This window comes from Phytohabitans sp. LJ34 (assembly GCF_052068095.1).
In the GTDB taxonomy this organism is placed as follows: domain Bacteria; phylum Actinomycetota; class Actinomycetes; order Mycobacteriales; family Micromonosporaceae; genus Phytohabitans.
In genome coordinates this window covers 158,651-174,549 of sequence record NZ_JBQHDG010000011.1, presented here as the reverse complement: position 1 = coordinate 174,549, position 15,899 = coordinate 158,651, and the positions used below count along the sequence as shown (strand labels likewise).

At 73.6% G+C, this 15,899-nt stretch carries 12 protein-coding genes and 3 pseudogenes; 3 read left to right on the top strand and 12 right to left on the bottom strand.

The features are described 5' to 3' along the window. Nucleotides 1-4: 4 nt before the first annotated feature. The 10 genes and pseudogenes from lanM to ACTMTJ_RS20840 form a co-directional block, all read right to left on the bottom strand. On the bottom strand, nt 5-3,166 hold the full coding sequence (lanM, locus tag ACTMTJ_RS20885; protein ID WP_441219029.1) for a type 2 lanthipeptide synthetase LanM: 3,162 nt from the start codon (nt 3,164-3,166) through the stop codon (nt 5-7). Further along, complete coding sequence (locus ACTMTJ_RS20880; protein WP_441219027.1) at nt 3,166-5,235, bottom strand: ATP-binding cassette domain-containing protein; 2,070 nt, start codon at nt 5,233-5,235, stop codon at nt 3,166-3,168. The genes lanM and ACTMTJ_RS20880 overlap by 1 nt, the downstream gene beginning before the upstream one ends. Beyond that, nucleotides 5,232-5,882: pseudogene (locus ACTMTJ_RS20875) on the bottom strand (ATP-binding cassette domain-containing protein); the annotation flags it as partial. The gene ACTMTJ_RS20880 and the pseudogene ACTMTJ_RS20875, both read right to left, overlap by 4 nt. Nucleotides 5,883-6,116: 234 nt before the next feature. Beyond that, nucleotides 6,117-6,947 (bottom strand): annotated as a pseudogene (locus tag ACTMTJ_RS20870) (ABC transporter transmembrane domain-containing protein); the annotation flags it as partial. A gap of 57 nt (nt 6,948-7,004) precedes the next feature. Beyond that, a pseudogene (locus ACTMTJ_RS20865) lies at nt 7,005-7,367 on the bottom strand (cysteine peptidase family C39 domain-containing protein); the annotation flags it as partial. A gap of 104 nt (nt 7,368-7,471) precedes the next feature. Next, on the bottom strand, nt 7,472-8,164 hold the full coding sequence (locus tag ACTMTJ_RS20860; protein ID WP_441219025.1) for a biotin/lipoyl-containing protein: 693 nt from the start codon (nt 8,162-8,164) through the stop codon (nt 7,472-7,474). Continuing rightward, the gene (locus ACTMTJ_RS20855; protein ID WP_441219023.1) at nt 8,161-9,354 is read right to left on the bottom strand and encodes a cytochrome P450; all 1,194 of its coding nucleotides are present in this window, start codon (nt 9,352-9,354) and stop codon (nt 8,161-8,163) included. Before ACTMTJ_RS20855 ends, ACTMTJ_RS20860 begins: the two co-directional genes overlap by 4 nt. A 3-nt stretch (nt 9,355-9,357) precedes the next feature. After that, nucleotides 9,358-9,582 carry a hypothetical protein gene (locus ACTMTJ_RS20850; protein WP_441219021.1) on the bottom strand — a complete coding sequence of 75 codons (225 nt, stop codon included), beginning with the start codon at nt 9,580-9,582 and terminating at the stop codon, nt 9,358-9,360. A gap of 215 nt (nt 9,583-9,797) precedes the next feature. Next, on the bottom strand, nt 9,798-10,703 hold the full coding sequence (locus ACTMTJ_RS20845) for a hypothetical protein (protein WP_441219019.1): 906 nt from the start codon (nt 10,701-10,703) through the stop codon (nt 9,798-9,800). Further along, the gene (locus ACTMTJ_RS20840; RefSeq protein WP_441219017.1) at nt 10,693-11,193 is read right to left on the bottom strand and encodes a SigE family RNA polymerase sigma factor; all 501 of its coding nucleotides are present in this window, start codon (nt 11,191-11,193) and stop codon (nt 10,693-10,695) included. The genes ACTMTJ_RS20845 and ACTMTJ_RS20840 overlap by 11 nt, the downstream gene beginning before the upstream one ends. A 153-nt stretch (nt 11,194-11,346) precedes the next feature. On the opposite strand from ACTMTJ_RS20840, the gene ACTMTJ_RS20835 reads away from it, so the two are divergent. From ACTMTJ_RS20835 to ACTMTJ_RS20825, 3 genes are all read left to right on the top strand, one after another. After that, nucleotides 11,347-11,796, top strand: a complete 450-nt coding sequence (locus ACTMTJ_RS20835; protein WP_441219015.1) for a hypothetical protein — start codon at nt 11,347-11,349, stop codon at nt 11,794-11,796. A 97-nt stretch (nt 11,797-11,893) separates the two neighbouring features. After that, nucleotides 11,894-13,180 (top strand): right-handed parallel beta-helix repeat-containing protein, encoded by a 1,287-nt coding sequence (locus tag ACTMTJ_RS20830; RefSeq protein WP_441219013.1) that lies wholly within the window; start codon nt 11,894-11,896, stop codon nt 13,178-13,180. Nucleotides 13,181-14,024: 844 nt separating this feature from the next. After that, entirely contained in the window at nt 14,025-14,222 is a 198-nt protein-coding gene (locus tag ACTMTJ_RS20825; protein ID WP_441219011.1) for a hypothetical protein, read from the top strand. 14 nt (nt 14,223-14,236) lie between these two features. Here the strand turns inward: ACTMTJ_RS20825 and ACTMTJ_RS20820 are convergent, their stop codons facing one another. Next, a complete protein-coding gene (locus ACTMTJ_RS20820; protein ID WP_441219009.1) occupies nt 14,237-15,229 on the bottom strand; it encodes an NADPH:quinone oxidoreductase family protein in 993 nt (330 codons plus the stop codon). 35 nt (nt 15,230-15,264) lie between these two features. After that, nucleotides 15,265-15,648 (bottom strand): MerR family transcriptional regulator, encoded by a 384-nt coding sequence (locus ACTMTJ_RS20815; protein WP_441219007.1) that lies wholly within the window; start codon nt 15,646-15,648, stop codon nt 15,265-15,267. Nucleotides 15,649-15,899: the final 251 nt, after the last annotated feature.

The following is a 15,899-nucleotide window of genomic DNA, read 5'->3' as shown; positions in this document are numbered from 1 at the left end:
CTCCTCAGGCCATCGTTCGCAGCGGGGTCACGTCGTCTTCGGCGAGCGCGAGGCAGGCCAGGCCGACCGCGGCCACACCGTCCACGGCGGACAGTTGCATCTGGTCGGTGCGGCGCCGGTCGGGCAGCCACCGGCCGTGGCTCGCGCGCCGGTTGAGCAGCAGCCGCATCGCGGTGTGCGCGGCGACCCGGTGGGCCTCGCCCGCCTCGCGGTCGCCGGTGGCCCGCGCGGCGGCCAGCGCCAGCTCCACCCGGTCGAGCAGGTCCGCGGTGCTGCCCGCGCCGGCGAACGGTGCCCCGCCCGGCGGCGGCGCGTCGAGCACCTCGGCCAGCGCGATCGCGGCGAGCCGCTGGCCCGGTGTCTCCGGGGCCGGTACCGAGCCGGCGATCCGGCTCAGTTCCGCCGGGCGGTGCGCCGCCGCGTACCGGGCCAGCGCCAGCGCCACCCCGGCCGCGCCGGACGGCAGCGCCTCGACGATCCGCACGCCCTTCGGGTACGCCGGGGCGATCCCGGCGTCGAGCTCGGCGGTCAGCTGGTCGTAGAGCCGGGCCGCCAGCTGCTCCGCCGCCGGCGACGGCCGCGCGTCGATCAGCTTCAGCAGCGCGAGCAACAGGCCGGCCCGCCCGACGATCGGGTCGGCCGGGCTGCGGCCCCCGGCCACCAGCGCCGCCGCGACCGGCACCAGGTCGTCGGCTTGCTCCAGCAGGTAGGGGTCGCCGATCACCTGGCCACACCGGGCCAGCGCGTAGATGGCGGCGCCGATCCCGACGAAGCCGCCCACCGCCGGCCGCCCGCCGCTGAGCCGCGCGTACGCGCTGGACCGGCCGGACACCGAGACGAACTCGGTCGTGGCGGCGAGCGCGTCCTGCGCGAACGCCCAGTAGGCCGGCTTGCCCGTGGTCTGGTACAGCTCGGCCAGGAACACGGCGATCCCCGCGGTGCCGGTGAGCAGGTCTCCCTGGAGCGGCTCGACCTGGTCGAGCCCGAAGACCGGGTAGTGGACGACGCCGAGCCACCCGTACCGGCCCGACCCGACCGACACCGCCGCCGAGATGATGTCGTCCGCGGCCGCGCACGCGGTGGCGAGCAGCTGCGCGTGGTCCACCTCCGGCCGCAGCGCCTTCGGGTCGTAGACGTAGACGCCGAGCTTGCGTGGGTCGGGTGGCTCGCCGGTGTCGCCCGGCGGCTCGGTCCACAGGGGATGGTCGCGGGCGGCGAAGTCGAGGCAGGTTCGCAGGATGTCCTCGGCCGGCGGCGCGCCGGTCTCGCCCCGCTCGGCCAGGTCGGCGAGCCGCTGGGTGAGCCGCCCCCACGCCGTTCCGCTGAAGTGGTTTTCCACCGTGGCGCCCTCGGGTGTCCGGACGTCGCTGGTGTTCGTCACCGACTGGAACAGCGGGATGTCGAGGCGGCGCAGCATCTCGATCTCGCGCTCGATCATCTCCAGGCAGTCGGCCCGCTCGGGGTCGGTGCGCAGCACCTCTCGGGTGCCGCGGAACAGCCGCGCCAGCACGAGCTCCCGGGCCACCCCGTCGGTGAGTGCGAGCGGGCTCGTCGATACCCGCTGCACCGCGATGTAGTCCCACGTGCTGCGGAAGATGTAGCGCACGCGGGCGCCGGCGAGCAGGTGCAGCGGGCCGCGCTCGTCGCCGAGGCCGGCCACGTTGGCGACCAGGCAGGCGTCCATCTCGCGGTAGCCGGTGACCACGTCGTCGGTGTGCGCGGCCGGATCCACCGGCCGGCCGTCCACGACGGGGCGGTACGGCGGCGCCTCCCAGCCGAACGGGAAACCCTCCGGGTCGACGGCGAGCTGTTCCTGGATCGGCGCGACACAACCGATGTCGTGCGCGCGCCGGCCCGGGGTACCGACCCGCGGGAACGAGATCATCGCGGTCTTCGCGACGCTCTCCTCGATCTCGTGCCACAGTGCCTCGGCCCGCTCGCCGAGCAGCGCCGGCTTGCGCATCCGGCCCTGAAGCACGTTCTCCAGGTCGATGAACATCGGCGCGTCGCCGATCGCGATCAGGTTGTCGAGCCACAGGTCCCGGCACTCCAGCAGCTCGGCGAGGCGGGCCAGCATGCCCAGCCGGCGGTAGAACCGGGACGGCTCCTCGCCCGGCTGGCACGGCCGGGCGACCACGAACTCCTCCCAGCCGTAGCCGTCGCGCAGCAGCACGCGGCGGGTCGCCAGCGGCAGCGGGAGGCCGTGCGAGTTCAGGTACGTGAGGACGTCCATGAAGCCGGCGACGCTGCGAAGGTCCTTCGGCTTGTACACGACCCGCTGGCCGCCCGCGAACGTGAGCAGGCTGACCGTGCGGCCGCTGTCGTGCAGGTCGCCGGAGTCGCCGGAGTACGAGGCCAGCGGGCCGGGGTCGGCCCACGCCCACAGCTCCCGGCGCAGCGTCGGCAGGTCGGCGTGCAGCCGGTCGAACACCTCGGCGACGTTGCGCTTGTAGTTGAGGCAGGTGACGCCGATGACGTAGGCGAGGCCGGGCAGACTCTCCAGCCGGGAAAGCCACCCCAGCCGGCTCACGTCGATGCCGGCCCGCCCGTACCACTCCGCCGGCGCCGAGGCCCCGTCGGCGATCTGGATCTCGAACGCGATCGCGGAGTCGGTGACCTGGAGCAGGCGCTGCACCAGCTGCCCGGCCACGTCCTCGGCGGCGTCCTGGGTCATCCGCACGCCGCGCAGCTCGGCGCCGTCGTTCACCCGCCGCACGCCGGTGAGCCGCACCGCCGCCCGCTGGAACGCGACCAGCACGCCGCCGACGAGCTCGGTGGCCCGGTCGTCGGCCGGTGTGGGCGGCTGGGCGAGCAGGAAGTCGACCAGCGCGTACGCCCAGTCCGGCAGCCGGCCCGGGTTGCGCACCTTGACGTCGACAAGTCCGGCGCCGAGGTCCCGGCCGGTCTGCTGGCGGTGCAGCAGCAGGGCCCGCCGCGACACGTCGTCGTCGGCGACGGCCGCCCGCAGCCACCGTTGCGCGCGATCGGCGAGCTTGCGCCGGCCGCCGGCGCGCACCGGCACGAAGTGCACGCCGGACTCGCGTTCGTCGAACGGCGCGGCGGCGGCGATCACGGCCAGCAGTCGGTCGTCGGCCCCGGCGAGGCCGAGCAGCGTGTCCGGCGCGGCAGCCGGCTGGCTGAGGCCGAGTGGCGTGGTCGTGGTCATCAGTTGACCTCCTGCCGGGCGACGAGACGGGCGAACAGCGGGCTCGTGGCGGCCAGTTCCGCGTAGCTGCCGCGGGCGGCGATCGTGCCTCCGTCGAGGACGTAGATCCGGTCCGCGGCGCGGATCGTGCTGAGCCGGTGGGCCACGACGATCCGGGTGACGCTCAGCGCGGCGATCCGGTCCGACACCGCGCGCTGGGTGATGTTGTCCAGGGCGCTGGTCGCCTCGTCGAGCACCAGCACGGGCGGCCGCTTGACGAGCGCCCGCGCCAGCATGAGGCGCTGGATCTGGCCGCCGGAGAACGACGCGTTGTCCTCGCTGACCATCGTGTGCAGGCCCATCGGCATCGCGCGCACCTCGTCACCGAGACCGGCCAGCTCCAGCGCCTCCCAGACGCGGTCGTCCGGCACGTCCTCGGCGCCGGCGACCACGTTGTCCACTATGGATCCTCGAACCGCGCGCGCCAGCTGGAGGACGACGCCGAGCTGTGCGCGCACCGCGCGGAGGTCGAGCTCGGTGAGGTCGCGGCCGTCGTAGCGGACCGCGCCACTGCTCGGCGGGACGAGCCCGAGCAGCAGCCGGATCAGCGTCGACTTGCCCGCGCCGGACGGACCGACCACGGCGACGAACTCACCCGGCTCCGCCGAGATGCTCACCTGGTCGAGCACGGGCCGGCCGCTGCCCGGGTAGGTGAACGTCACCTCGTGCAGTTCGACGCGGCCGTGCAGCGGGCCGGGGTCGGCGGCGCCCGGTGCGACGTCCGGCGCCGCGTCGAGCAGTGGGCGCAGCTGCCGGTGCGCCGACACGATCGAGAACGACGACATCACCGCGCCGTGCAGCAGCCCGGCCGACGCGGCGAACTGTCCAACCGCGACACTCGCGGCGACGAACGTGCCCAGCTCCACGCCGGGCCGGAGCAGCGCGACCGACACGCCCAGCGCCGCGAGCGCGGCCGGCTGCATCGCCAGCGCGAGCCCGGCGACGACCGCCCGCCAGCGCAGCGCGGCGGCGTCGGTGCGCCGCTGGTGGGCGTAGCGGTCGGCCCAGCCGGCGAACACCCGCTCCTCGCGCGCGGCGACCTGGAGCTTTTCGATCGCCAGCAGCGCCGCGTGGAGGAAGGACGCGACGCGGCTGAACGCCTCGCGGTTGGCCATCTCGTGCCGCTGAAGGTGGCGGGCGGCCCAGCTGGCGGCGCCGAGCAGCACCAGGGTCGTGGTGAGCACCGTGCCGCCCACCAGCGGGTCGACGACGAGCAGCACACCGAGGCTGACCAGACCGAACGCGCTGCCGAGCACCGCCGACGCGGCGCTGTCGCTCAACGACCGGCGCAGCTCCGAGACGGCGTTCGCGCGCTGGGTCAGGCCGGCCGTGCCGAGCTCCTCCAGGAACCGGACGTCGCGCCCGAGCAGGTGCCCCCACACAGCCGGCTCCAGCCGCAGTTGGAGCCGGCCCTGTAGCCGCACCAGCGCGGCGTTGCGGACCGACAGCAGCAACACGTTGCCGATCACCAACCCGGCCAGCAAGGCCGCGGTCCACCAGACCAGCCCGTTGCCGGCGGCGCCACCCACGGTCCGGGTCAGCAGCCATCCGGACAGCAGCGGCATCGCGCCGGCGAGCGTCGCGGCGAGCAGCCCGGCCAGCAGCAGGAACCGGATGTCCGGGCCGGCGCCGCGGGCGGCGAACCGCAGCAGGCCGCGCGCCGTGCGGTCGCGTTCGGCCAGCGGCGGGTACACCTGCCAGGCGACCTCGTCGAAGCCGGCCGCCTCGCCGTCGGTGACCCGGGCGCCACCGGCGTGCCGGTAGCCGCGCGGACCGGGCAGCAGCGTCTCCGGAACACCGTCGCGGAAGGCGACCAGCGGCGCGACGCCGGTGCGGTGCCAGCCGTCGGCGAGCCGCACCTCGACCCAGTGCACGCCGGCCGCGCGCAGCGCACGGCTCAGCGTCGGCTCGGTCGGCGCCGGGATCCCGAAGTGTTCCGCCAGGGCCGCCACCGCGGTCGGTACCGGTGCGTCACGGCGCTCGGCCGCGGCGCGCGCCAGCGTCCGCCAGGCACTGTCGACGGCGGTCATGCCGCACCCCCGGTCGCCAGCCGCCGGTATAGGCCCGGCGTCGCGATGAGCTCCTCGTGGCTGCCGCGCTGGGCGACCGTTCCCTTGTCCAGCACCAGGATCAGGTCCGCGTCGCGCACGGTGGAGATCCGGTGTGCGATGAACAGGCAGGTGACGCCACGGCGGCGCAACGCCTCCAGTACCGCGTGCTCGGTGGAGCTGTCGAGCGCGCTGGTGGCCTCGTCGAGCACCAGCAGCGGTGGGTCGCCGGCCAGTGCGCGGGCCAGCTCCATCCGTTGCTGCTCACCGCCGGACAGGTTGCGGGCGTGCTCGGTGACCTGGCCGCCGTCGAGGCCGCCGCGCTGGTCGACGAGCCGGTCGAGGCTCGCGTCGAGCAGGGCGGCCCGCAGCCGCTGCTCGGGCACGGTGTCGTCCCAGAGCGTCAGGTTGTCGCGCAGGCTGCCCTCGAACAGGCGCAGTGTCTGCTCGACGTACCCGATCGACGTGGCGAGCCGCTCGCGGGTGTAGGTGTCGCGCGGTTGGCCGTCCAGCAGGATCCGCCCGGTCCAGGGGTCGACCGCGCCGACGGCGAGCCGGGCGATCGTCGACTTGCCGCTGCCGGTCGCGCCGACGAGCGCGACCCACTCCCCCGGCTTCGCCGCGAACGACAGGTTTCGCAGCAGCGGCTTCCCGTACCGGTCGTAGCCGAAGGTTACGTCGTCGAACTCGATGGCGCCGGAGAGCCGCGTCGGGTCGGCCGGCGGGACCGGTGCGCGGTCGAGGACGTGGGCGCGCGCCGGGTGCGGCTTGGCCTGGAGGGCGTCGTCGATGATCGACATCTGGACGCGGGTGACCTGGACCTCGGAGCCGAGCCCCACGAGCACGCCCAGCGGGCTGAGCAGCCCGCCGGCGACGAGCTGCGCGGTGAGCAGCGTGCCGAGGGCCAGCTCGCCGGACGCGACCTGGTGCGCGCCGACGATGACGAACGCCGCGAGCGCCGCCGGTGCCACCGCCGAGCTGACCGCCAGCAGGCTCAGCGTGGCCGAGCCGAGCGCGTTGCCGGTCCGCAGGGCGCGGGTCGCCGACCGCACCCACGAGCCGAACAGCCACTGCTCGGCTCCGTCGGCCTTGATCGCCTCGATCATCGTCAGTCCACTGTGTGCGGTGGCGTCGCGGCGCACCTGTTCGAACAGCAGCCGTTGCTGGTGTGGGCCGGCGACCCGCACCACCGCGCGGAGCAGCAGCAGCTGCGCGGTCGCCGCGACCGCCATCACGGCCAGCAGCGCCGGCGCCAGCACGCCGAGCAGGCACGCGTACCCGAGGATCGTCACGCTCGCGGTCACCGGCACCGCGAGCCGATCCGACAGCATGATCGCCAGCCCGTCGTTCATCTGCGCCCGTTTGACCAGGCCCGACAGCTGCCGCCGGTGGAAGAACTCGCCGGGCAGGCGCAGCAACGCCGTCAGGTACGAGCTGCTGAAGCGGGTGGCCATCACCGACAGCGCGCGGGACAGGACCCGTTGCTGCGCCCAGCCGGTCACGCCGGCCAGCACCGCCCCGACGACGAGGATCGCCAGCAGCGCCGGGCGCCACGCCTGGTCGCCCATCATGAGCACGCGGTTGAGCAACGCCCGCATGCTGAGCGCCGCGAGCACGGTGGGCACCGCGGCGAGCGCGCCGAGCAGCGCGGCCACCGCGACGATCGGCAGGTACGGCCGCACCCTGGCGACCACGGCCCGCACGAACGGCAGCCGCGGCCCGCCCGGCCGAAAGTCCGGTGTCCGCGTGGCCACCAGCACGAGCCCGCTGGACCGCGCGGCGAACTCCTCGGCGGTCAACCGGATCCGGCCCACGGCCGGGTCGTTGATCCAGACCCGGTTGCCGCGCACGCCCTCCAGCACCGCGTAGTGCCGCCCGTCGAGGAGCACCACGGACGGGACCGGCACCCGCGCCACACTGTCCAGATCGGACGGTACGACGTTGCGTCCCTTCACCTGCAACCCGAACGCGGCGGCGGCCCGGCCGAACCCGACCGCGGTGGTGCCGTTGCGTCCGGCGCCGCACAGCTCGCGCAGCTCGGGCAGCGGCGCGCGGCGCCCGTGCCGGGTCAGGATGATGCTCAGGCACGCCGCGCCGCAGTCGGCGTCCTCCATCTGCGGCGCCTCGACGGTGCGGCGGGCCTTCTGGCGCGGCGGTTTCGGCTCGCTTTTCGCCGCCGGGGGCTCGACCGCCGGCTTTGCCCGTTCCGCGATGACCATCACGCACCCCCGTGCCACAGCAGGTCGGCCGGGCGCCGCTCGCCCAGCACCAGGTCGAGGCGTACCGGCGTCAACGTCGCGCCGGCGCGGGCCGGCACACCGAGGTCGACGTGTACGGCACGGACCAGCCGCTGCCCGTCGCCGGTCAGGGACCGCTGGCCGAACCGGGCGGCGAGGTCGTCGGCGCGCACCGGGTACGGTTCGACGCCGGTGACCCGGCCGGTCAGTCCGCTGCCCCGCACCTTCGTGCCGGCGGGTACGGCCGGCTGCCCGGCGTCCAGGAGAAGCAGCGCGCCGAGGCGCGCGCCGGCGGGTTCGACGGTCGCGAGGACGTCACCGCCGGATACCGCGTTGCCCGGCCGCACCGCGACGGACGACACCGCACCGGCGACCGGGCTGGTGATCGCGCGGCGCTCGCCGTCGACGTCGAGGACGATCAGGTCGGCGCCGGCCCGGACCGCCGAACCGGCCTGGGGCGACGACACCACCGTCGCCGCGGCCGGGGCGGTCACGAGCGTCGGGCCGGCACCGGCGACGAGCACGCCGTCGAGCGCCACAGTGGACTCCACGCGGGCCAGCAGTCCCCACGTGGCCAGCGCGCCGAACAGGACCAGCACCGCCACGAGCATCGTCCACACTCGACGGGTCGTCAGGTGGACGACCTCGTCGAGCTCCGCCACGTTTCGCGTCATCGGGTCACTCCCGCCATCAGTGGCTCCGCGACGACGCGCAGTGCCGAGAATCCCGCAATGGCCGCACCGGGCAGCCGGGGTGTGCCGGCCTCGTCGGTGCGGCTGGTGAGCCGGGCCCGGGTCACGAACGCCCGCAGGACCGCCGCGCCCTGTTGCCCCGCCAGCGCCGCGCCGAGGCAGTGGTGCGGACCGGCGCCGAACGCGAGGCTCCGCCCCGGGCGTCCGGGGCGGAACGTGTCCGGATCGGTGAAGACCCGCGGGTCCCGGTTCGCCAGCGACCAGGCGAAGAACACCGGTGCCCCTGCCGGGATCGCGTCGATGGCCTCCACCGTCCGGCGCGCGCCCAGCCGGACCGGGCTGTGCAGCCGCATCAGCTCGGCGAAGACATCGCCGGCCGTTCCCGGTTCGCGCCGGATCCCGTCGGCGAGAGCGGGTTGCCAGGCCAGGGCGCCGATCGCGCGGGCGATGCCGGCGGTGACCGTCTCCAGGCCGTTCATGAACAGCAGCACGACGAACGCCACGAACTCGTCGTGGTCGAGCGCCGCCCGCAGGTCCGCGACGAGGTCCCCGTCGCGGCGCCTGCGGGCCAGGTCGTCGATGTAGGCGACCAGCTCGTCGAGCTGGCGCTCCACCGCTTCGACCGCGCCCGGCGGCTGCCCGAACGTGAACAGCTGGGCGCTCATCACCGTCGCCCAGCCGGCAACCCGCGGCCGGTCCGAGGACGGGATGTCTAGCAGGGCGCACGTGGTGTGCACGGGCAACGGGACGCCGACGTCGGCGACCGCGTCGAACTCGCCGCGCGCCACGGCGGCGTCGGCAAGCTCGGCCGCCACCGTCGCGACCGTGTGCGCTACGGCGTTGGCCCGGCGGGCGCTGAACGCGACGGTCACCAGGCGCCGCAGCCGGGCGTGGTCGGCCCCGTCGCGGAAGTTGAGCATCCGTCCGAAGACACCCTCCAACCGCTCGGACTGGGTCAACGGCACCGGCGGGTCGCCAGCGCGGGGATCGATGACGAGCCGGCGGTCACCGGCGAGGCGGCAGATCTCCGGGTGGCCGGAGATCACCCAGCCGTCCACCGTGTGCAGGACCGGCGCCTCGGCCGGCAGCCGATCGGCGTCCCGTGGATGTTTTCCGCGCAGGAAGGATCGTGCCGCGGGCTCCAGGGCCGGTGCGGCAGGTGGGGCGGCCACGGACTACTCCCGGTGGGTGCGGGGCGGGAGGGGCGGCCAGCAGAACGTGCCGGCGCAGAAGCACAGCTCGCTGCCGGCGTCACCCCGCAGCGGCTCGATCCGCAGGTGGTCCTCGGGCGGGGTGGCGGTGCCGGCGAGCCAGGCGGCGACAAGTCGCTGCGCGCGCGCCCTGTCCTCGGACCGGGTGTCGGTGTGCGGCGGGGAGGTTACGGTCGGCGCGTCGGACATGGCGACTCTCCCTTGTTCGACCGGAGGCATGCGTGACCTCTGATACTCGGGGTACCATCGGATGAGCGCTGCGGGCATCTGGACTGCCCGCAGCGATCTTTGTCTGGTGATCCGTTCAATCGGTGGTCATCAGTCTGCGACCTCGGCTCCCGCTGCGGAAGTGCGCGGGCACACGTGTGCACCCATGACGTTCGTCATCCTCAGCGAATCTTCGGCTAGCCCGCCCGCTGCACGGCCTTGCGGGTCATGGTCTTCGCGAAGGCGCGGCTCCCGCCCAGGTCGGACCCGGGTTCGACGACGACCACGAGGTCGCCGACCCGGGCGACACCCACCCACCAACCGGGGTAGCTCGGCTCGGCGGCGGTGCCGACTCCGACGTAGACGAGCAGGCTCTCGTCGCCGGTGAAGTCGCGCTCGGCGATCTGCGCCCGCCACGTCACATCCCCGCTCTGATCGGGTGAGAACGTGGCACACCGGGCGACCCGGTCCCGCACCTCGTCCAGGAACGCCCCGGCGCCGCCGGCCCGGTAGCGGGTGACGGACTCGTAGCCGAACACCTCCGGGCCGCCCGCGAACCGCCGGAAGCGGCCGGCGACCCGGTCCGAGTCCGCGCGGTACGGCTCTTCGTCGAGGCACAGGTCCGGCTGCGGCCTGGGCAGCTTGCCCCGCTCCCAGGCCGGGTAGCCGGCGTGGTCGCCGACCATCGCGTAGCACCTGCCCCAGTCGCTCGCGCGCAGCATCACCGAGGCGGGCAACGCCTGGCCGGCGGGCGCCGGTCCGTCGTACGGGAACACCAGGATCTCGTCACAGCCGGCCGGCATCGACAGCGGCGAGCCGACGGGATAGGGCTCCTCGGAAACCGGCGCGGCCGGGGGTGACGGCGCCGGCGTCGGCGTGGCGGTTTCACCGGGCTGTGGCGCCGGCGCGACCGGGCCGGCGAGCAGCTCCCGTGCGCCGATCGACACGCCGCCGACAAGCACCGCGATCGCGACCAGGCCCGCGATGGCGCGCCGCCGGGTGCGCCTGTCGACACGCTCGCGCAGCCCATCCGGCGCGGACAGGCCCGCGCGGTCCACGTCCGCCCGCAGCGCGGAGAACATCCGGTCCAGGTCAGGCGACATCGTTCGCCTCCCGCATCAGGTCGTCGAGTACGGCGGCCAGCCCCGCCCGCCCGCGGGACAGCCAGGACTTGACCGTTCCGGGAGAAGATCCGGTCTCGACGGCGATCTCGGCCACCGACATGTCACACAGGTAGTGCAGCGCGACGGCCCGGCGCTGGGCGGTGGGCAACCGGCGCATCGCGGCGACGAGCAACACGGTGTCTTCGCTCGGTGGAGGGATGTCGCCCGGTGGACCGGCGCGGCGCGCGGCCAACCGCCTGTTGCGCAGGCGCCGCCAACTGTCGGTGGCGAGCCGGGTCAGCACCAGCCGCACCCACCCCTCGACGTGGTCGTACCCGGCCAGCCGGCGCCACCGTTGCCAGGCGCGCACGTACGCCTCCTGCACCAGATCCTGCGCTTCGGGCAGGTCGCCGGTCAGGGCAAACCCGTAGCGCAGCATCCGGGCCGATGTCGCCCGGTAGAACTCGTCGAAGCCGTCCGCGTCGCGCATCTGCCCTCCCGCATGTACATCAGACACGACCGGTGCGGCGGCACGGTTGCACCAGGTTCGCGCGACGGCCATCCACGGATCGGCCACTGGTGAGAAGCTGACGTGTCGGGGCCCCCAAACCACAGAGGGGCCTGACGCAGATGGAGGCCTGCGATGCCGCGAGTCGAGTTCGACATCAAAAGTGGGGTTTCGCCCGAGCGGTTCATCGGTGCGCTGACCGACTTCTCCGCTGCCCGCGCCGACGTCTGGCCGAACATCGACGCCCAGCACCTCAAGGTCCACGAGGTCGCCGCGGACTCGGCCGACGTCACCGAGGGCTCGTCGCTGGCCGGCGGCGTGTGGGAGCGCAACCGCTACGACTGGTCCACCCCGGGCACGGTACGGGTGGAGACCACCGAGTCGAATACGTGGCGTCCCGGCAGCTCCTGGCTGTACCGGGTGACGCCGGACGGCACCGGCAGCCACATCCACGTCACCGTCGACCGCCGGCCGGCGAGCCTGAAGGGAAGGCTGATAGCGGTCCTGCTCGTACTCGGCGGGCGCCGCGTGCTCCGCCAGGCCACCGAGCAGGTCCTGCGAAAGCTGGAACAGCCGACCGGCTGACCGTCCCGCGGTTCGTGCGTGTGCCGCTACATCCGGCAGGGTATAGGCAGCGGTGAATGCCGCAGGACGGTGCGGGCCTCACGTCCAGGGGAGAACCATGCTGAGCCACGACCACCGGCTGGCCACACTGATCACCGCTACTCTCGTGCTCGCGCCGGCCGGGGCCGTCGCCGGCGCCCGACCGGCGGCCGCGGCCGCCACCATGTACTACGTGGACAGTGTCAACGGCGACGACGCCCGCGACGGCGCGTCTCCGGACCGGGCGTGGCGCACGCTGTCCCGAGCGAGCGCCGCCGGCCTCACCCCTGGCGACCAGCTCCTGCTCGCCCGCGGAAGCCGCTTTCCGGACCAGCTCGTGGTCAGCGCCAGCGGCACCCCGGATGCTCCGATCGTCGTCAGCGCGTACGGCGCCACCGGAAACACCCCGGTCATCGAGTCCGTGGGCACCGGCGGCCACTGCGTCACCCTCGACGGGTCCTACGTGACGATGACCTACCTCGACATCCACAACTGCGCCGGGTCGGGCGGCGTGCTGATCCGGGGCGACGCGGTGGTGGTGAGCCACAACATCGTCAGCAACAACACCACGGGCATCGAGGTCGACCAGGGCTCCGCCGACGCCCGCATCCTGGACAACGACATCGTCGACAACAACCGCATGGTCGTGAACACGCCCGGCGGGGACGACGACTACGGCGCCTTCGGCATCCTGCTCCACGGGCTGCGGACCGAGGTCGCCGGAAACCGGATCTCCGGCAGCGACGCGTTCTCCCACGACTACGGCCGCGACGGTGGCGCGGTCGAGGTGTACGGCGGCCGGGAAAACGTCATCCACCACAACATCGCCGTCGACAACGTCGCTTTCGCCGAGCTCGGCAGCGCCGGCTCGCACGGCAACGTCTACGCCTACAACGTCGTACGCTCCACTCTGGACATCGCGGCGGGCCTTGTCACGCGCGGCTCGAGGGATCCGTTCGGCCCGGTCACCGGCACGGTGTTCCGCCACAACACGGTCTACCTGACCGGCACGCAGAGCTACGGCCTGGCCTGCTACGGCGGTTGCGACGCCACGATCCTCGAGGCCCGCGACAACGTACTGGTGGCGGGATACCGCTCCGGATACACCGACGGCGCCTACGCCGGCGGCAACAACATCTACCACGGCGCCACATTCGACGGTGTCCCCGCCGCGGACGACACATGGGCCGACCCACTGTTTCGCGACGCGGCCGCCGGAGACCTGCGTCCCACCGCCGGCAGCCCGATGGTCGACACCGCCACCGACGCCAGCTACCCGACCGACCTCGACGGCGTCGCCATCCCCCAGGACGGCAACGGAGACGGCGTAGCCGCCCCCGACCGCGGCGCCTACGAGTTCCACTAGAGACGTTTCCGGGGTCGGGGCGCCTGTCCTTCGTGACCTTCTCAAGACAGATTTGCCCACGCCCGCGTCAGCTGTAGACCGTATGCTCCCGCGGGCACCGCTCCCGGCCGGCGGCTCGCAGCGCTCGCCGAAACCCCCGGCCGTCCACTGCCAGCCCCGCAGTCCAAGCCCACGGGCAAGACCATGCCCGCCCCCAGATCTTGGTATCCATTGGCCCCTCGACTTTCGGATTTGAATCGCTTCTCCGCTCCTTCCGGGTTTGTTTGTGGTTGCGGTTGGTGCGCCTCCGGCGGGGCCTCGGGCTCCGGCCGGGGCCCACCTTCTCACTGGTTGGGGATGCGGCGCAGCATGTGGGCGGCGCCTCACCCGTCCGCCGCTGGCCACGCTCACCCAGGGACGCACGGTTCCTTTGTCCACGATGTCCATTGCCGAGGGCGACGGGCACCAGACCCGACAGAGGCGCCATCACCGCGAGTAACCGCCACAGGGCCGTGAACCGCGTCCGATGCCAGATCTTGGAGAGTTAGGGCGCCATAGCAGCCCTAAGTCTCCTAGATCTCAAAGCCCGACCCCCGGCGCTGGTAACGCCGCGTCAGGATGTCGCAGGTAGGCGCACGCGGCTGTCCGCGAACATACCCGGAGGGCTTGTCGCGCGGACCTGGCAGTGGACGGCCGGGGAATTCGGCTCGCCCTGGCGAGCCGCCGGCCGGGAGCGGTGCCCGCGGGAGCATACGGTCCGCCACTGACGCGGACGTGGGAAAATCTGCCTCGAAGTGACGCCACGACGGGCGGCGACCTCGACTCGCAAAGCGCGTTAGGCGGATCGTCGCGGGGTTGCGGCGCGGTGGACGCGCGGACGACCAGCTCGACCGGTGGGTCGGTCGCCGGCGGTGGGTCGGCGTTGGGGTTTCTCGATGGCCTGGACGAGGAGCATCAGGCCCTCCCGCGCGACGGCGTCGAACGGTTGGCGGACGGTGGTCAGCGGCGGCGACACGTACGCGACGCCGCCGAACAGCAGTGGCAGCTCGTCCAGGTGTCGTGACGGCCTCCCCGCGCTCAGGGGCGCAGGGCGAGCTTGCCCACCGTGGTGCCCGCGGCCAGCGCGGTGAGGGCCCGCGGCCCGTCGGGCAGGGCGTAGACGGTGGGCTGGCCGGGCGGGTAGACGCCGGCGACGCGCAGCGCGGCCAGCTCGGCCACCAGCCGCGCGAAGAGTGCCGGCGCGTGCGTGGCGAGGCTGCCGATGTGAAGACCGGTCAGCTGGACGGGGTAGACGAAGTTGAGCTCGCGGTTGGTGACGGTCGCCTCGCCGCCGGCCATGCCGTACACGACGATCCGGCCGGTCACCCGCCGGGCGGCGGTCAGGCTCGACCGAAACACGGCGCCACCGACCGACTCCAGCACCAGGTCGGCTCCTCGGCCGCCGGTCAGGTCGAGCACCTCGGCGGCGAGGTCGGCCGTGCGGTGGTCGACAGTGTGGTCGGCGCCGAGCGCGCGTACCGCGTCGTGCTTGCCCGCCGAGGCGGTGCCGATGACCGTGGCGCCGTAGTGCTTGCCCAGGCGTACGGCCGCCTGCCCGACCCCGCCCGCCGCGGCGTGTACCAGCACGGTCTCGCCGGCGGTCAGGCGGCCGAGCGGGCGGAGCGCGGCCAGCGCGGTCGCCCAGTTGAGCACCATGCCGAGCGCCTGTTCGTCGGCCCAGCCGGGTGGCACCGGCGCCAGACCGGCGGCGGGCAGCACCATGTAGTCGGCGAACGCTCCGTATCCGGTGCCGATGACGTGGTCACCGACCGCGTGGCCGGTGACCGCCTGGCCCACGGCGACGATCTCGCCGGCGGCCTCGAAGCCGGCGATGTACGGCGGCCGTGGTCCGTCGTGGTAGGCGCCGCGGGCGCGCATGACGTCGGCGAAGTTGACGCCGGCGGCGCCGACCCGGATCAGCACGTCGTGCCGGCCCGGAGACGGGACGGGCGCGCCGGTCACCAGGCGCATGTCCGCGGGGCCGTTCCAGGTGGGCTGCTCCAGCGCCCGCATGCTGGTGGGGATCTCCATGCCCGGACGCTAGAACCCTCACGCCTACGGGAGGGTCAAGCCGCGGTGTCCGCCGTCTCAGCCGCCGACCGGGCCGCGCGCAGGTAGGCCTCGAGCGCGTCGCGGTTTCCCGTCAGCGCCTGGATGCGGCGGTCGAGCAGGTCTCGCTGCCGGGCCACTTCGCCGAGCATGTACGCGCACGGCACCTCGGGCATCAGCGCCGCGGGGCCGTCGAGGTAGGGCAGGATCTCGCGGATGATCCGGGTCGGCAAGCCGCTCTCGATCAGCCCACGGATCTGGTCGACGGCCTGGACCGCGCCCTCGTCGAAGGCACGGTAGCCGTTGGCGCTCCGGGCCGGTCGGATCAGCCCCTCGGCCTCGTAGTGCCGCAGCGCGCGGACGCTGACGCCGGTCCGGCGCGACAGCTCACCGATCTTCATGCCACCATCTCCGCCACACTCGCCCGTCCTCGACGCGGGCTCAACGGTAGCGCCGCGGCCAGGGCGGAGGTGGACGGCCTGTTTGAGGCGAACCGCCCCGGGCATCACTGGCGTCACCCGTTGCGAGCGGTGACCGGTGGTGTCCGATCTCCACGTCGATCGCATCGTGCGCTCGGCACCGTCGAACGGGCGAGGAAAGGCACCGCGATGAGCGACGAGTCAGGTGAACCAGCGGTACGCACGCGACGGGT